Source organism: Bradyrhizobium sp. (genome assembly GCF_035935975.1).
Taxonomy (GTDB): Bacteria; Pseudomonadota; Alphaproteobacteria; order Rhizobiales; family Xanthobacteraceae; genus Bradyrhizobium.
Genome location: NZ_DASYWN010000038.1, coordinates 25,006 through 41,657, shown reverse-complemented (window position 1 = coordinate 41,657; position 16,652 = coordinate 25,006). Strand labels below are relative to the sequence as shown.

At 62.2% G+C, this 16,652-nt stretch carries 17 protein-coding genes; 7 read left to right on the top strand and 10 right to left on the bottom strand.

Translation table 11 applies throughout. From position 1 onward, the window contains the following. Positions 1 to 143: 143 nt before the first annotated feature. On the bottom strand, positions 144 to 494 hold the full coding sequence (locus VGR99_RS20715; protein ID WP_326900882.1) for a DUF1622 domain-containing protein: 351 nt from the start codon (positions 492 to 494) through the stop codon (positions 144 to 146). Between the two features lie 295 nt (positions 495 to 789). Here VGR99_RS20715 and VGR99_RS20710 point away from each other — a divergent pair, with 295 nt between their 5' ends. Together VGR99_RS20710 and VGR99_RS20705 are read left to right on the top strand one after the other, a co-directional pair. Continuing rightward, a complete protein-coding gene (locus VGR99_RS20710; protein ID WP_326900881.1) occupies positions 790 to 2,094 on the top strand; it encodes a DUF2254 domain-containing protein in 1,305 nt (434 codons plus the stop codon). 258 nt (positions 2,095 to 2,352) lie between these two features. Then, complete coding sequence (locus VGR99_RS20705; protein ID WP_326900880.1) at positions 2,353 to 3,027, top strand: hypothetical protein; 675 nt, start codon at positions 2,353 to 2,355, stop codon at positions 3,025 to 3,027. Between the two features lie 305 nt (positions 3,028 to 3,332). Here the strand turns inward: VGR99_RS20705 and VGR99_RS20700 are convergent, their stop codons facing one another. Further along, the gene (locus VGR99_RS20700; protein ID WP_326901248.1) at positions 3,333 to 4,547 is read right to left on the bottom strand and encodes a L,D-transpeptidase; all 1,215 of its coding nucleotides are present in this window, start codon (positions 4,545 to 4,547) and stop codon (positions 3,333 to 3,335) included. A gap of 199 nt (positions 4,548 to 4,746) precedes the next feature. Here VGR99_RS20700 and VGR99_RS20695 point away from each other — a divergent pair, with 199 nt between their 5' ends. Next, positions 4,747 to 5,943: a transglycosylase gene (locus VGR99_RS20695; RefSeq protein ID WP_326900879.1), complete on the top strand. Its 1,197-nt coding sequence runs from the start codon at positions 4,747 to 4,749 to the stop codon at positions 5,941 to 5,943. Positions 5,944 to 5,956: 13 nt separating this feature from the next. On the opposite strand, the gene VGR99_RS20690 is transcribed toward VGR99_RS20695, so the two are convergent. After that, positions 5,957 to 6,586: a glutathione S-transferase family protein gene (locus VGR99_RS20690; protein WP_326900878.1), complete on the bottom strand. Its 630-nt coding sequence runs from the start codon at positions 6,584 to 6,586 to the stop codon at positions 5,957 to 5,959. A 341-nt stretch (positions 6,587 to 6,927) separates the two neighbouring features. Here VGR99_RS20690 and VGR99_RS20685 point away from each other — a divergent pair, with 341 nt between their 5' ends. From VGR99_RS20685 to VGR99_RS20670, 4 genes are all read left to right on the top strand, one after another. Next, positions 6,928 to 7,380, top strand: a complete 453-nt coding sequence (locus VGR99_RS20685; RefSeq protein ID WP_326900877.1) for a hypothetical protein — start codon at positions 6,928 to 6,930, stop codon at positions 7,378 to 7,380. 5 nt (positions 7,381 to 7,385) lie between these two features. Continuing rightward, positions 7,386 to 8,774, top strand: coding sequence for a Dyp-type peroxidase (locus VGR99_RS20680; protein ID WP_326900876.1), 1,389 nt, complete (start codon positions 7,386 to 7,388; stop codon positions 8,772 to 8,774). Positions 8,775 to 8,818: 44 nt separating this feature from the next. Beyond that, entirely contained in the window at positions 8,819 to 10,666 is a 1,848-nt protein-coding gene (locus tag VGR99_RS20675) for a di-heme-cytochrome C peroxidase (protein WP_326900875.1), read from the top strand. Between the two features lie 395 nt (positions 10,667 to 11,061). Further along, positions 11,062 to 11,403, top strand: coding sequence for a hypothetical protein (locus VGR99_RS20670; protein WP_326900873.1), 342 nt, complete (start codon positions 11,062 to 11,064; stop codon positions 11,401 to 11,403). 125 nt (positions 11,404 to 11,528) lie between these two features. Here the strand turns inward: VGR99_RS20670 and VGR99_RS20665 are convergent, their stop codons facing one another. The 7 genes from VGR99_RS20665 to VGR99_RS20635 form a co-directional block, all read right to left on the bottom strand. Continuing rightward, positions 11,529 to 11,987, bottom strand: a complete 459-nt coding sequence (locus VGR99_RS20665) for a hypothetical protein (RefSeq protein ID WP_326900871.1) — start codon at positions 11,985 to 11,987, stop codon at positions 11,529 to 11,531. Positions 11,988 to 12,061: 74 nt separating this feature from the next. After that, positions 12,062 to 12,442 carry a hypothetical protein gene (locus VGR99_RS20660; RefSeq protein ID WP_326900869.1) on the bottom strand — a complete coding sequence of 127 codons (381 nt, stop codon included), beginning with the start codon at positions 12,440 to 12,442 and terminating at the stop codon, positions 12,062 to 12,064. A gap of 130 nt (positions 12,443 to 12,572) precedes the next feature. Continuing rightward, the gene (locus VGR99_RS20655) at positions 12,573 to 12,884 is read right to left on the bottom strand and encodes a hypothetical protein (RefSeq protein WP_326900868.1); all 312 of its coding nucleotides are present in this window, start codon (positions 12,882 to 12,884) and stop codon (positions 12,573 to 12,575) included. Between the two features lie 84 nt (positions 12,885 to 12,968). Then, positions 12,969 to 13,343 (bottom strand): hypothetical protein, encoded by a 375-nt coding sequence (locus VGR99_RS20650; protein WP_326900867.1) that lies wholly within the window; start codon positions 13,341 to 13,343, stop codon positions 12,969 to 12,971. 130 nt (positions 13,344 to 13,473) lie between these two features. Beyond that, positions 13,474 to 14,067, bottom strand: a complete 594-nt coding sequence (locus VGR99_RS20645; protein WP_326900866.1) for a GNAT family N-acetyltransferase — start codon at positions 14,065 to 14,067, stop codon at positions 13,474 to 13,476. Beyond that, the gene (glpK, locus tag VGR99_RS20640) at positions 14,064 to 15,569 is read right to left on the bottom strand and encodes a glycerol kinase GlpK (protein ID WP_326900865.1); all 1,506 of its coding nucleotides are present in this window, start codon (positions 15,567 to 15,569) and stop codon (positions 14,064 to 14,066) included. Before glpK ends, VGR99_RS20645 begins: the two co-directional genes overlap by 4 nt. A gap of 233 nt (positions 15,570 to 15,802) precedes the next feature. Beyond that, positions 15,803 to 16,576, bottom strand: coding sequence for an SDR family oxidoreductase (locus VGR99_RS20635; protein ID WP_326900864.1), 774 nt, complete (start codon positions 16,574 to 16,576; stop codon positions 15,803 to 15,805). Positions 16,577 to 16,652: the final 76 nt, after the last annotated feature.

Genomic DNA, 16,652 nt, shown 5'->3' with positions numbered 1-16,652 from the left:
GAAGCCCTGCCCAACAAAGTCAGCTAGTGACCCATTGCAGACCTGGGCGCACCCCCAGGGCAGCCGCCAAACAGGTTTGGGAAATCGATGCTTCAATGCTCTTGTGCCGGACTGGCGTCAGCAGCCGGTGCGAGTTCTCGCTGTCAGGGCCAACGGCCCTCGATCTCGAGTACCAGGGTCCAACTCAGGAACGTCCGGACCAGCACAAGACCGGCGAGGAGGCCCAGGCTTGCGAAGGTAAGCTCGATTGCAATTGTCTTGACAATGTCTGCTGCGACCAGGACTTCCAGGCCAGGCAGAAGCGAGCGCCCAATGCTGATTTTGTAGCTGTCATAGCGGGACCTGATCTCACGCCGATAGATGAACCGGCTGGACCAAATGATCCCCGCGACAATGATAAGAACGCCAAAAACTTCAATGCCGACGCCGACGAGATGTATCCATTGGCTGGCCGTCGCATCGAACGAAGGCGAGGACTCGACGCCGTGATCCATGATCCGACCCCTATGCAGCGGTCAGTGCGGCCGCCAAAGTCGCGTCTTCGGTAGAATAGCTTCTCCAGTATGAAATTCTTCATTCCGATTTCTACTTTGTGAGTGCGTAATCGACCCACGGATTGCGGCCGCGATCATTGATCGAAATCAAAGAGCCTCGGATCGACGCATAGAAGCTGGCCAGGAAGGCGCGAATTGGCGTCCTCCCGGTGGCTGGCTGCGGCGTAGCGAGTCCGCTTGCCGATTGTGAATGCAGCCAGCGGTCGCGCTCTTGCCAGATACGGGGAGGAAGCCGATGCAGCCATGGCTGATTCCGACAATCTATGCAGCTACGAGCATCACAGCCGGCTTCCTCCTGCCTCGCCTCGAGGCAAAATTTGTCGCCCACAGCCTCAATCTGTCGACCTCCTCAGCGCAAGCCTATCTCTCCGCGGTTGCATCAGGCATGATGGCGCTGACCGGCATCGTCTTTTCGATTGCCTTCGTCCTCGTTCAGTTCAATGCCATCGTTTATTCACCGCGCCTCGTAGTCTGGTTCGCGCGCGATCGGTTGTTGTTTCATTCGCTGGGCATGTTCGTCGCGACCTTCATGTACAGCCTCGCAACGCTGGCGTGGATCGATCGTTCCGGTATCGAAGGAGTGCCGTTGATCTCGGCGGCCACTGTCGCGGTCATGCTGGTGGCGAGTGTACTGATGCTCTCGCAGCTGGTTCAACGCCTCAACAACCTTCAAATCACGCGCGTTCTGCAGATCCTCGGAGATACCGGCAGGGATGTTATCCGCAGTACGTACGGATCCCCGCAACGGTCTGCGGCCGGTCAGGCGGACGAAGGTCATCGCCAGACTCCGCCAGATTCTTTCGCTCTCGTCGTCAGGCATAGAGAAACGCCGCAGGCGGTCACTTCGATCGACGTCCAGCGGCTCGTCGCTTGCGCGCGCATGATAGACGGCGTCATCCTTTTGGAATGCGCGGTGGGCGACACCCTGCTCCTGGGGACCACGATCCTTCGCGTTCATGGCAAGGCCCCGGCCGACGTCGAGAAACAGTTGAGGACAAGCGTTCATCTTGGTGAGCAACGGACATTCGAGCAGGACCCGAAATTCGCCCTGAGGCTATTGGTTGACATCGCCATCAAGGCGCTTTCTCCCGCGATAAACGACCCGACGACCGCGGTGCAGGCGATCGACCAGATCGAAGATCTGCTGAGACGCTTGGCCGCGTGCGACCTGGAGGCCTGCCGTGCGTTCGACGAGAATGGCATTCTGAGAGTGATTTATCAGATGCCGACCTGGGAAGATTACCTCGCGCTAGCGTTTGATGAGATCCGGCAGTTCGGATCCACCTCCATTCAGGTGATTCGGCGTCTGCGCGCAGCCTTGGTGCAGCTTGCTGGTTGCGTTGGTAGGGAGCGCGTAAGCTCCGTCCGTGCCTATCTCGATCATCTCGATTCCAGCATCGAGCGGTCCGGCTTCGATCCACAGGATCGCGCCGCCGCCCACATTGAGGATCGGCAGGGACTCGGCCTTTCGCGTCGCCAGGAGGAGAGCAATGCGAGTCCGGACCGGCGCACGGACCAGATCGGGCGGACGACATCGTGACAACGCTGACCCGCTCTTTCTCGGGATCAAGGAACTAGGATAGGTGGTACTTGCGCCGCATATCGCCAAGAACTCTGGGCACTTGGTCTGTCCGATTAACTGCGGAATGTGTGGCCCGGCGCCGGCGCACGCCAAGTCGAGCGAGGCGGCGGCGATTGCAGGATACTGCGAAAGAGCGATTCACCTGACGAGGCGCAGCTCACCTGCGGCTGCTCATTGCAATCGTCGCACTTACTTTCCAAGAAAGGGAGGTCCGCTATGCAAACGTCTTCCGATCGGCCGGGCCTAACGCACGCCCAATTGCGAACTCCAAGAGCTGCCGCAATAGCCGGGGTTGCCTTCTCAATCTTGCTGTTTGCGGTATTTATGCTGATGCGGCATTCAGTGCCGCGCGATCCTCTGGAGACTGGGGCGTGGCTGCACACCGGCGCCACCAACGTCGTGGTCGCCCTAAACCTCGTACCCTTTGCAGGAGTTGCCTTTCTCTGGTTTGTCGGCGCACTTCGCGACAAGCTCGGACGGCGCGAGGATCAGTTTTTTGCGACAGTATTTCTCGGCAGCGCCCTCTTGCTTCTGGCCATGCTGTTTGCGGCTGCTGCCGTGGTGGGAGCGATCATACTTGCGTTTCACGCTGCGCCAGAAGTCTTGGTCAATTCCGCAACGTTCCATTTCGGGCGTGGTCTGGCCTACGGAATGATCAACATCTACGTGGTGAAGACGGCATCCGTTTTCATGATCACGACCTCGACAATTGGCGTCTATACTGGCTTCACACCGCGCTGGTTGGCCCTGGGTGGCTATGCGGTTGCGGCGGCGCTTTTGATTGGCAGCTATTATTTCGACTGGAGCCTACTGGTGTTCCCGATTTGGGTGCTGTTGATAAGCATCAGCATTCTGGCGGACAAAAATGTGCCGAGAGCGCCAAGCTCGTGACCAGCCCTGCGGTCATCATCGTCGGGATTGCCCCGCGCTGCGACCGGCGCACGGCGAAATTCAGAGATTGTCGCCTTTTGGCCCATCGCTGACATTTCGGCCGGCGTCAGCCTGGTGTCCGATAACCGCCCTTAGCGGACTCTAAGCCTTGAAGCCCTGCCCAACAAAGTCAGCTTTTGACCCAGAACGGACCTCGCGCCGCTTTGGCTTAGGTGCGGACATCGAGAATTTTGCACGAGAATTGCGCTCGAACAATTCCAACGGGTCGCGCAGCGGCGTCGCTTGTTGGTGGTTGCGTCGCCGCATCAATGCGTTAGCACGATGAAATCCGTGTCTTTACCGGTCTCATGGCTAAATCCGCTGTCGGAAATAATCAATGAAGAGGCCGGCGTCAGAAGTTTGGAGATACTCTCAACCGTACCCTGAGGTATTTCGATGCGGTTGAGGACAGCGTTGGCCTGATCGGGCGACGGTACCGATGGGGCGGTTTGCTTCACGGGCGCCTCGCGCCCTTTCGTGGCACCCGCGATGCGAGGAAACTCGTCCGGAATCGACACGACGGTCCATCGAATAGCCGTTCCCTCGTTCTGGAAGTCCATTGCGGTAAACACGTGCGTTCCCAGCGGCTCCTCCGGATTTTCGATCTTGACCGGGACATCGAACAACGGCGTGAATCCCTGACGCACGAACAGCTTGCTCAACTTGCGACTGACGAAGATGGAGATTGGGACGATCTTCTTGGGCGCGCTTGCAGCGGGAACCGAACCCGGCACCTGGAGACTGGCGGCTTCCGGAGTCTCGGCGTTTGACACCTGTGATCCCTGCGTTGCTGCGGCTGTACCGATGCTCTTGGTTGCGACGTCCGACGAAGCGGACGCGGCTTCCGGTTGAAAAAGATGCGGATTTGTTATCTCGACCGGCTGGACATCACCGTGCGCAATGATCACGCGCGTGCCGCGCTTCGTGAGATGCCAGAGTCGAACAGCAAAATCAATTTTCAAACGGATGCAGCCGTGTGACGCCGGATGACCAGGCACGACACCGGCATGCAACGCGATCCCCGACCAGGTGATGCGTTGCATGTAGGGCATGGGAGCGGCGCTATAGATATTTGAACGGTGCCATCGTTGTTTGCTGATAACGCTGAACACGCCGAGGGGCGTAGGATGCCCCGCCATTCCCGTGGACACCGAAGAGCGTGCAATCAGGGCGCCGTTGTCAAAAAGCGAGACTCGCTGGTCTGCTATCGAGATGATGATCTGGAGCGGGCCCTTCGGAAGGGGCTCGGGCGCGGTTTCAGATTTTGTCTGCCGGTGGTGGTGCTTGTGTTTGTAGGGAGCGTGTTGGCCTGGCCAGAACGTGTGTTGGGCTCCAAACCAAAATTGAGCGTGTGCGATCCCCGCAGGGAGCATGAAGATGGCGAATACAGCCGTTGTTATCGCGCGCTGCATTGCTGGTAATCCCTTAGCGAACATCACCCGTCGAATAGCGATGCGCAAAGCCGACGCCTGATGCGTCATCCCGACCAACGCGCGCAGCCTCTCCTTCAAATCTGGTCGCAGTGGGTCGAAAATTGGACCGTACTCACAATTGCGGTGGGAGTTGGCGTTGAGACGGGGCGCAATTGCTTGTCATCGATGCGTTGCAATCGGGCAACACGTTTGGAGAAAATGACGAGCGGCCGTTTGCGCCATTGCGCGACCCACATTGATCCCAAGAATGAATCTCTTCGCATGCTTGGCTTTTCTACACGGCTCCGGCGGAGCCTATGGGGGCGACGGCATCATGGACCCGTGGCGATTTGCGATAGTGGCGCCAGCGTTTTGCGGAACGGTCGTTCTCGCGGGGTGGATCGCTGGCTGGCTGGCCGGCTTCGGTTCGGCCGGCACCGAGAACGCCCGCGCAGTGTCGATCGAGGACCGCGCAGCATCTCTCGCCGCCACCGCTGGGCTCGCTGACAAACCGCAGGCAATCGCGATGGCCAACGCCGTCGTCGCTGACACCGTTGTCGCGAACGCCACGGTCGCCGGCGTCGAAGGGGCGACGGCCGAACCCGCGGCAGGGACGGCCACCGACACGACGGCGGCATCGGATCAGCCGGAATCGATCGTCGCGTTGGCCGATCCGTCGCAGATGCTGTCGGCCGATTTACCGCCTGTGCAGGAATCGGTGGACTTGGGCCGCCGTGATGTCGCCCAACCGGCGCCGACAACGTGCGGTGCATCCGGCGGTTCCTCCAGCTCGGGGCCGCAGGATTTCCGGTATCTCATTTGTTATGTCTGGTCCGAGCTGCCGCCTGCCGAGAAGCCGGCTGCGATCGTCTTGCGTTCGTTCAAGGACATCCCGGTCGGAACGCCGGTGGAGGAGATCAAGCGCGCGTCCGACGCTTTCGGTCTGGATTTCACTTTCATGAAGGCGGTGGCCAAGGTCGAGTCCGGTTTCGACCCGAAGCAACGCACCGGGTCGTATATCGGACTGTTCCAGCTGAGCAAATACGAGTTCGGCAAATTCGGCTCCGGAGACATTCTCAGTCCCCGCGATAATGCCGTTGCGGCGGCCTACAAGGTCATCATCGAAGGCATTCTGTTTCAGTGGGTGACGCACAGGGAGCCGGACCTGAACGATCTCTACCTGATCCATCAGCAGGGCTGGGAGGGCGCCGCGGAGCACCTCAGCCAACCCAATCGCATCGCCTGGAAATCAATGTGCGCCACCGGCGAGGGCAGGGAGAAGGGCGAAAAATGGTGCAGGCGCGCGATCTGGCGCAATACGCTTCCGGCCGTCAAAAAGGCGTGGAAATCGGTGGAGAAGCTGACGTCGGAGGCGTTCGTCGGAATGTGGCGCGAGCGGGTTGCTCATTTCTATTCGAAATACATGACCACCGCCACCGCCGATACCGAGCGGGCGCACCAGTAAATTTCCGGCACCGTCACCCCTTCGGCGGCGCCAGCGGTTGCACGATCTCGTGGAACGGCGCCAGCGCTTCGCAACGCTCCGCGTGGGCCGCGAGGGCCGGATAGCGCGCGGCATCGAACAAGCGCGGATGCGCCTCGCGCGTGAAGCGGACGACGCAGGCCACGACGATGTCGGCATGGCCGATGCGATCCCCCAGCCAGTACGGCGTCGTCACCCCGGCCCGCTCGGCTTCGAGCACCTTCAGCACGTCGGCGATCTGCGCCTCGCAGCGCTCGACCCATAGCGCCAGCTGCTCCTTCCGCAGCACGCGCTCGTAAAGCAGGCTCACCGCCTTGTCGCCGAGGCCCGAGGCGAGCGCGCAGATGCGCAAATGCTTGCGACGTCCGGCGCCGCTGCGCGGCAGCATCGCCTTCTCGGGCCCGACGAGCTCGTCGAGATGATCGAGGATGACCATGCTCTCGATCAGCGCCTCGCCGTCGTCGAGCACCAGCGTCGGCACGCGGCGCAGCGGGTTATACGGCGCGATCGTGTCGGCGTCGCCGAAGGTCGACCACGGCCTGTGCTCGAAGGCGATCCCGTAAAGCCTGAGCGCAATCGCGACGCGGCGGACAAAGGGGGAGTCGTATTGGCCGATCAGGAACATGTTTTTTGCGCCTCTCAATCGTTGGGTCCGGCGGGTCGTCCAGTTCATCGTCCTTGCGTATGGCCCGCAATAGTTATCTCGGAAGAAGAGCATTGCGTCGGTCGGAGCAAAACGGTGCCCCGCATGCAGCCGTGCAACCCGCACGCGATTCAATGACCGGCACAAGCTACGCGTCACTCACTGCGGCCGCTGGAATGTCGGTGAAGCTCAGTGAAGCAATTCACACACTGTAGTTGCAAACGTGCTAAAATACAGGCGTGAAGCAATCGGGGGGATACATGCAGCCGCGCCGCAACTGAGCCGTTCGCAACGGCTCCGGCGGACAACAGGGAGGAATTGCCATGGCCGTCGTACTGAAGATGGGTAAGATCAGCGCCCTGACCGCAATCACCAAGATCCTTCCCGATCATGCCGAACCGTTGCGCAAGACGCTTCAGGGGCTGACCGCGGCAAACGGCGGCAAGATCTCTTCTCTCGGCACGATCCATATCGTGCGCTGGGTCATTTTCGACAACGACACGCGCTTGTTCTTCGCGACCAATTTCGACGGCGACGTCGAGGACTACATGCGCGATTTCGCCGAGCGGGCCCCCGACGGCATCGACGCGATCTGGGGCCATTGCGAAGGGTATCCGGGTGCGCGCGACTATCCCAAGCTGCGCGATTACATTCTCGGCAGCGCCGTCGAGACCGACGGCTATTACTGCGCCTATCCGAATTCCACCGTCGCTGACATCAACAAGGCGCTGGACTGGAAGGGCAAGTTCGACAAATTCCTCGACCAGATCGGTTGACGAAAATGCCCGCCCCATCGGTCGCCAGCGACCTGGATCGGGCCGATATCCAGGGAATGGCGATGCGGCCGTATCGCTTCCCGGTGGCGCACTATCACCTGCTGAACGTGAGCGATCCGGCTCGCGCCCGGCGATGGTTCGGTGGCGCTGCCGGGCGATGCACCACCGTGGCGAATCTGGACGCATCGCCGTCACTGGGTTTCAACGTCGCCCTGTCGTGGCAGGGCCTGTCGGCGATCGGCACGCCAGAGCCCAGCCTGTCGAGCTTTCCGCAGGAATTCCAGCAGGGAATGGCGGCGCGAGCCGACCGGCTCGGCGATGTCGGCGACAGCGCCCCGGCGCGATGGGACGCACCGTTCGACAAGGGCGTGCACGCGCTCGTCGTGGTCAGTGCGATGACGGTCGCGGATCGCGATGCCGCTTCGACAGCATTGCTGTCTGAACTTGGCGAGAACGGCCTGGCTGCGGCAGGCAGCATCGATGCGCAATTGCTGCCCGGGCCGGACGGCAGGCTCGTCCCCATCGAGCACTTCGGGTATCGCGACGGCATTACGCAGCCCGCGATCGAGGGCAGTGGTGAGCCTGTCCTGCCCGGCGCGGGCATTCCGGACGCGGACGGCTGGCGCGCCCTGAAGGCTGGAGAGTTCGTCCTCGGGCGGCCCGATGAGACCGGTGCAGTCCCCGACCTGCCCACGCCGGCGAACCTCAGCGGCAACGGCAGCTTCGTGGTGTTGCGCAAGCTGCATCAGCATGTCTGGGCCTTCCGGGACTTTCTGCGGCGCTCCGCCACCGATGATGCCGACGCCGCGCTGCTGGCGGCGAAGATGATGGGACGCTGGCGAAGCGGCGCACCGGTGGCATTGGCGGCAGCGCAGGACGACCCGGCGCTCGCCGCGGATCCGATGCGCAACAACCAATTCACGTATTCTGACGATCTGCGGGGAATGAACTGCCCGATCGGGGCTCATGTGCGGCGCCTCAATCCGCGCTCGGGGCTGACGGGCCCGAACGGCGCATCCGTCCATCGGCATCGGCTGCTGCGCCAGGGTTTGCCCTACGGGTCGCACCTGCCTGCGGATGCGACGGCCGACGACGGCGCCGAGCGCGGCGCCATCATGTTGCTGGTCAACGCCGACATCGCGCGGCAATTCGAGTTCGTTCAGAAGGTCTGGATCAACGACGGCGACTTCGCCGGTCTCGGGAGTGACAAGGATCCGATGATCGGCGGCAATGACGGGAACGGAAGCTTCACGATCCCGCGTAGCGGCGCGCCGCGGCGTCGATTGACCGGACTGCCGGCGTTCGTGAGCACGCGAGGCGGAGAGTATTTCTTCCTGCCGGGCATCGCCGCGTTGCGATCCTTTGCCGATTCCCCGGCGGAGACGCCCCCATGATCGATTCAGGCTGAGCTCTTCAACAGCCTGCCAAGGAGACCAAAATGGCGTGGAAACCGAATTCAATCGTCGGCTCGCTGTCCCTGCTGTTCTCGGTCGCCGTTGCCGCGATCATCTTGATCGCGGGGGCGATCGGCTACCCCTATGTCGCCAAGGTCTATGACGGGATCAAAGTGAAGTTGCCGGAGTATCCGACGGCCCAGAAGACCCGCTGGCTCGACCAGAACTGGAAGGATCAGCGCGACTGGGTTCACCACGCCGATCAGGGAACGGCGACTTTCCACATTCCCTACGAATGGTTCATGGCGCTTGAACGGCCGGAGTTGTCGCTGACGACGGTGGGGCTTTTGAGCGATCCCGCTTATCTCGACCGTTTCGGATTCATTCCCGACCCGGCCGATCCCAAGCTCGGCTTGCCCGTCGGCATGGCGCGCGGCAAGGCCATGGTCGATGCCACCACGCAACCATGGAGAAATCCACGGGCCCCCTACAATGACATGACGCGGATCGGGTTGACCTGCGCGGCGTGCCACACCGGACGTTTCACCTATCAGGGGACGGAATTCCTGGTCGACGGCGGCCCGGCCCTCACGGATCTCGGCAAGTTCAGGACCGCGCTCGGCCTCTCGCTGGCGTTCACGCGCTTCGTGCCCTACCGCTTCGAGCGGTTTGCCGAGAAGGTGATCGGACCTGACCCGAGCGAGGTGGAAAAAACCCAGCTGCGTGCACAGCTCGACAAGGTCCTGGCGCAGGGCAAGGGGCTCTCCGATCTCGACGCCATGGTTGCCCCGCAGAGCGTGGTCGAGGGGTTCGGCAGGCTCGACGCCTTGAACCGCATCGGCAACGAGGTCTTTGCGATCGACCTCAAGATTCCCGCCAACTATGCCGCGACGTCGGCGCCCGTGCACTTCCCGCGCATCTGGGATGCCTCGTGGTTCGATTGGGTCCAGTACAACGCATCGATCGAACAGCCCATGGTGCGCAATGCCGGCGAGGCCATGGGCGTATCCGCGATGGTCAACCTGACGGACGCGAGGGGCGGCCTTTTCAACTCCGGCATCGAGATCATGAACCTGGACCGGATCGAGAAATCGCTGGCCGGGAAGCAGCCGAGTGAAAGCACGGGCTTCACCGGATTGAAGTCACCGCAATGGCCTGCCGAGCTTCCGCCGATCGACAAGACGCTCGCCGAGCAGGGCGCGGCTCTCTACAAGGAGCATTGCCAGGGATGCCACCTGGCGCCGGTGAGCAGTGCCGAGTTCTGGACATCCGACCGCTGGTCGCTGCCGGACAAGCGGAAGGAGGAGCGTTATCCGGGCGAGCGTTATCTCCGCGTCACGGTCGTCCCGATCACGCGGATCGGCACCGACCCGGCGCAGGCCCAGGATATGCTCAATCGCAAGGTCACGGTGCCGCGGGAGCTCGATATTGCCTCCGACAGTTTCGGCCCGGCGCTTGGCCTGGTCACCGCAAAAACCGTGACGCATTGGTACGACAGCCAGACACCACCGATTGGGCCGGAACAGCGCGACGAGCTGAACGGATACCGCGACAACGGCATCCAGGCGCCACTGGCGTACAAGGCGCGCCCGCTCAACGGAATCTGGGCAACGCCGCCGTATTTGCACAACGGATCGGTGCCGAACCTTTATGCCCTGCTGTCGCCGATCAACGAGCGGCCTGCGAAATTCTACCTCGGCAACCGCGAATACGATCCGGTCAATGTCGGATATCGCCATGACAAGCTGGAAGGCGGCTTCGAGCTCGATACCGGGATCCGCGGCAACCACAACACCGGGCACGAGTTCAACAATGGAAAGGACGGCGTGATCGGGCGGCTGCTGACACCGCAGGAGCGGCGGGCGTTGGTCGAGTTTCTGAAGACGATGTGAGGAGAAGGCGGCGTATCGACGCGCCAAGTCGAAGAGCCACGGCCGCGCCACACACTCCGTCATTGCGAGCGGAGCGAAGCAATCCAGAATCTTTCCGCGGAGGGATTCTGGATTGCTTCGTCGCTTCGCTCCTCGCAATGACGGTGAGGAGGCAGTCGCGTAGCCCGGATGGAGCGCAGCGAAATCCGGGACCTGTCAGCGTGTGAAAGAGCCCCGGATTGCGCTGCGCTCCATCCGGGCGAAGTGTGCTATAGTCTGGTACCGATAAAAATGGCCTAAACACCTGAAATTACAAACATATTGGTTGCGGTCGTGTGCTGGCGTGCAGACTTGTGCAGCTACGGTACTTCCTTGCACAGGCAGTCAAGCTCGATCTGACCTACATGGACGCCATTATGACGCACGACTTCGCCCTGTTGTGCACGGCTGTCACGACGGTCTACTCAGACGTCCTCAAGACCGAAGACGAAAAAAAGCTGCTCAAGAAGCTGATCAGCCAGTGCCGAGCGATGAACGACACGAGGGTCAAGGTCGTTCACGGTCAGTTGTTTCCGGCCGATGACGGTGGATGGGTTTCGCATCGATCACGGCAAAACCTGAAGCTGGAAAACACGTTTGGCATGGCTGCGCTTCAGGAGAAGCAGGCACAGGACGGCGTCGGCACGTTCATTGGTCTCCAAGATTTGCTGTCGAGGTTCTTGTATGAAGACGCCGCAACGACCACTCCAGCGAAGTGAGAAGCCGTCCGCCAACCTCTCACGGCCACCGCGCGAGGTTCGCGTCCGGCAGTTCGACCCGACGCGACAAACCCAGCGTCCGCAACAACACCGCGACCCGCTGGCTGCCGTTTAGCAGGGAAGAGCTACTTCTGCCGGTCGATAGGACGAGGACCATATTGCTGATTGCTGAATGCCGAGGGGTACGACGGCCGCCGAATGACGATGAAGGCGCGGTCTGCGGCCACATGACACCGGTTGCACCCGGCGTTCATTTCGTCAAAGGCTTGGTCGAATTTCACTTCGTTCTTAGTCTTGATGGCTTCGCTAAGTGCACTTCTAATTTTTTCCGGGGTTATAGGGGGTGCCGTATTGGGATAGTATCGCCCTGCCTCCACGAGGCTGGCGACGAGTTGCTCTAGCTCATAATCCGCTGCAGGCCAGTTCCTCGCTTTGGCGGCATAGAAAAGTTTTGCATGCCGAATTTGAATTACGACCATTAGGTCAGCGAGGCGGGGCACGTAGCTAGCGGCACGCCGCTCCGAGTTCTCCTCCGCCGCCGAGATAGCGTGAGCGAAGAACAGTGCGATCAGCAACGTGGCCAAGGATATTCGCAGTGCGCGCATTGCACAATTACCGAGGTCAGTGACTACCAAATGTAGGGTGGCGCGACCTTCAACTAAATTTTGCCAGCCGCCTGCGCCATCGTCTCCTTGCATTTCTTGCTCACATCCGCGAAGCGCTCTTTAAGGCAGACCGCAATACGGTCCTCCCCAGGCAAAACATCTGCACAGTTCTTTTTGATGTCCTGCTGACAGGCCCTGCTGATGGCGCCGAGCTTTACGATCTCAACTTGGCAGGGCAAGGAAAACTCTCTGAACCGAGTTCTGATGCAGGCCCGACGAGGACTGCCTTCAGACACGTTACACCAAAGCCTCACGTCAGCAACGCAAGCTGCAAGAACGGGATGCTGCGCGACTGCGACCGACGGCATCGCGATAACCGCAAGAAAACCGGCAGCCACTATGCTCGCAAATTGAAAGGTGGTCCGTACCGTCATATCCAAGCTCCTCTGCAGCGGCCACGAGGAGGCAAGAGGCTCGATTAGCCTCTGTTGATCTAAATCAACGGATGGCCGCTTTGCCCCGAGAGCGGCCGGAATTCAGGCGTCCGGAGAGCGGCCTCGGGGCCTAGTCCAAATGCCGCTCCGCCCAACAGGGCCTGTCGGCGCTGCCATGCGCAATCCAGAGCCATGGCAAATTGTCCGGGAAGATGACCGACGACTTACCGGATCGCCAGAACGTGATGAGCTCGGCGCGATGGTTGGCCCAGTCTCGGCGTATCTCGGGACCAACGAACTTCGTCAAGTCGGTACAGATCTGATCGCTATAACCACTGTAACCCTGCACGACGATCTTGACCTCGCCGGTCAACAGCTCATGGCGCCGGTAGGGACCTAACGTCATCCGCGATGCGCGTCGACGCCTGATGATCGTGCTCACGACCTGTCTCCTCCCCGATAGTCGCCGCCACCTAGCGATGTGCTCGGCCGCCGACTGTTGGTTACGCCAGAACTTCGGGTCGTCTTACCTCTTGCGAAACGGCGGCTTCGCCAGTGCGGTCTCGTCGAGCTTGCGGCGATAGAGCTCCTTCGCCTCTTCCATCTGCTGCTTTGAGAACAGCAATGGTCCGCTACTCGCGCGGCTCTTGCGCCGAACCGGCACACGATCAGCACTGACGAACCAAGCGTGGCCGCGCTCAAGGTCGTCGTGATGGTGAGCATAGAAGCCCCAGCGTCCCAGATCGGCCTCGTCGCCCGGCTTGCAACGATAGATCGAGACCGAGCCAGTACTGATGTCGATCAGGTGATCGACCCAGAACGAGGCTTGCAGCTCTTCGCAGGCGCCGGTCGTGCCGTTTTCCCTCCCGGCGAAGGCTGGCGCAGGGTTATGGCGGGTCAATGGTCGTTAGCGTGCATCGATGTGCGCTGACGTGCGCGCTTGACTATCCCGCGTTTTAGGAAGTCTGTAGGAATAATTCGAAATAGCCCAATGATATCAATTGGCTTCTGCGCTCCATCCGGGCTACGACCTATGTGATGATCGGCACATGCTTCGCCGCATCGCGCGGCGCGGTGCCGTCGAGGCGCGGGTCATCGGCGATCTCGATCTGGCGGCGGAACGGACGGAAGCCGGAGCGCTGGTAGAACGCGACGGCCGAGGGATGATCGAAGGTGCAGGTGTGCACCCAGACGCGGCGCACATCGCCGGACCATGCGCGCTCCAGGGCGCGGTTCATCAGGAAGCGGGCGGCACCCCGTCCGATCAAGCCAGCGGTGACACCGAAATAGACCAGCTCGCACTGGCCGGCTTCGCGAAAATCCAGCTCCAGCAGGCCTTCGTCGCGGCCGTCCACGGCCAGCGCGTAGACCTCGATCCCCGGCGTGTGGATGATTGCGGCGAGCTCGGCATCGCTCATGCGGGCGCGCGAGAACCACAGCCACTCTTCGCCGACGCGGCGGAAGAGATCGCGATACCAGTCAAGCGCGGGCGTATCGACCTTGCGCAGGGACCAGTTGCCCGGCGGATCATCGCGGCGCGCGGGAGGCGCGGTCATCTCCAGATGGGTGACGACCGCCGCGATCTTTCCGTCCGGCACATCGGAATAGCCGTCGGGGAGAATCACCCCTCGCCCTCGTCGCTCGCCAGCACGCCCTTCACCGCGCGCGCCCAGCCCGCGAGCTTCCGCTCGCGCGTCGCCTGGCTCATGTTCGGCTTGAAGCGGTGCTCGAGGCGCCAATTGTCGGCGAACTTCGTCGGCTCGGGATAGACGCCGGCGTTGAGGCCGGCGAGATAGGCCGCGCCCAGCGCCGTGGTCTCCTGGATCACGGGGCGGTCGACGGGGGCGTCGAGCAGGTCGGCGAGGCGCTGCATGGTCCAGTCCGACGCGGTCATGCCGCCGTCGACGCGGAGCACGACGCTGGCGGTTTCCGAGCTCGGCCAGTCAGCCCGCATCGCGGCCCACAGATCGAAGGTCTGGTAGCAGACGCTTTCGAGCGCGGCATGGGCGAACTCGGCCGGGCCGGTGTTGCGGGTGAGGCCGAACAGCGCGCCGCGCACGCGCGGATTCCAGTAGGGCGCGCCCATGCCGACGAAGGCCGGCACGAGATAGACGCTCTGCATCGAGTCCGACTGATCGGCGAGCGGTCCGGTCTCGGCGGCGTGCTTGATGATGCCGAGGCCGTCGCGCAGCCACTGCACGGCGCTCCCCGCGACGAAGATCGAGCCTTCGAGCGCGTAGGTGCGCTTTCCATCGAGCTGATAGGCGACGGTGGTGAGCAGCTTGTTCTTCGACACGACCGGCGTCGTGCCGGTGTTGAGCAGCGCGAAACAGCCGGTGCCGTAGGTGGACTTCATCATGCCCGGGCGGAAGCAGGCCTGTCCGATAGTCGCGGCCTGCTGGTCGCCGGCGATGCCGGAGATCGCAATGGCGCCGCCGAACAGATCGGGCGTGCTCTCGCCGAAGCGGGCGGACGAATCCTTCACCTCGGGCAGCATCGAGCGGGGCACGCCGATGATCTCCAGCAGCTCGTCGTCCCACTCGCCGGTGTGGATGTTGAACAGCAGCGTGCGCGAGGCGTTGGTGGCGTCGGTGGCGTGCACCTTGCCGCCGGTCAGGCGCCAGAGCAGGTAGCAATCGATGGTGCCGAACATCAGCTCGCCGCGGGCGGCGCGCGCGCGGGCGCCGGGGACGTGGTCGAGGATCCAGGCGACTTTTGTGCCGGAGAAATAGGGATCGATGATCAGGCCGGTCTTCTGCGAGATCACGGGCTCGCGGCCGTCGGCCTTCAGTTTGGCGCAGATGTCGGCGGTGCGGCGGTCCTGCCAGACGATGGCGCGGTGCACGGCCTGCCCGGTCGCGCGGTCCCACACCACGGTGGTCTCGCGCTGGTTAGTGATGCCGATCGCGGCGATGTCCTTCGCGCCGATCCCGGCATGCTCGATCGCCTCGCGGCAGACGATCACGGTCGAGGCCCAGATGTCCTCCGGCTCGTGCTCGACCCAGCCCGAGGCGGGAAAATGCTGCGGAAACTCGGCCTGTGCCTTCGCCGCGATGGAAATATCGCCGCGAAACAGCATCGCGCGCGAAGAGGTGGTGCCCTGGTCGATGGCGAGGACGTAAGACATGGCGGCTTACCTTGACGTTTTCTTTGGGTGTTATCCCGGAGGGACCATTGTGTCGCGCCAAAGGGAGCGGATTAGGGCGGCAAGGTCAAGGTTGGTCTCGTGCCCCGGATGCGGCGCAGCGCGCCAGCGGTGCGCCGCTGAGCCGGGGCCCACAGCCGAGCAAATGGAGACATGGGTCCCGGCTCTGCGTCGCGTCATTTCATGCCGCGACGCGTCCGGGACACGAGGCCGCGTTACACAGCCGCGGTGGTCACGCCGCCGTCGATCACGATGGTCTGGCCGGTCATGAAGCTCGACGCATCGGAGGCGAGGTAGGCCACCGCGCCGGCGATCTCGTCCGGCTCGCCGATGCGGCGGAGCGGCGTGGTGGCGGTGCGGCGCTTGAGGTTGGCTTCGTCTTCCCAGAGCGCGCGGGCGAAATCGGTCTTGACGAGGCCGGGTGCGATGCAGTTGACGCGGACGCCTTTCGGGCCCCATTCGCCGGCGAGCGAACGGCATAGCGCGAAATCGGCGGCTTTCGAGATGCCGTAGGCGCCGATCACGGTGGAGCCGCGCAGGCCGCCGATCGAGGAGATGATGACGACGGAGCCGCCTCCGCGCTCGGCCATCTGCGGGATCGCGAGCGCAGAGAGCCAGATGTTGCTCTTGACGTTCGAGCCCATGATCTTGTCGAAGGCTTCGTCGGTGATGTCCAGCAGCGGGCCGTAATACGGGTTCACCGCGGCGTTGCAGACGAGGATGTCGATCTTGCCGTAATGTTTTGTGGCACCCAAGATCAATGCCTCGACCTCGGCCTTGCGCGCGATGTTGCAGGGAATGACGGTGGCATCGCCGCCCGAGGCGTTGATGCCGTCGGCGACTTCCTTGCAGGCGTCGGCCTTGCGGGAGGAGACGACGACTTTTGCGCCGAGCTTGGCGAGCAGCTCGGCCGAGGAGCGGCCGATGCCGCGGCTGGAGCCGGTGACGACGGCGACCTTCCCGGTGAGATCGAACGGGGTGTTTTTCATTGTTGTTGGCTCCCTGCGTCCACTTGTTCGGTGTCATCGCCCGACTTGATCGGGCGATCCAGTACCCCGCGGCTGA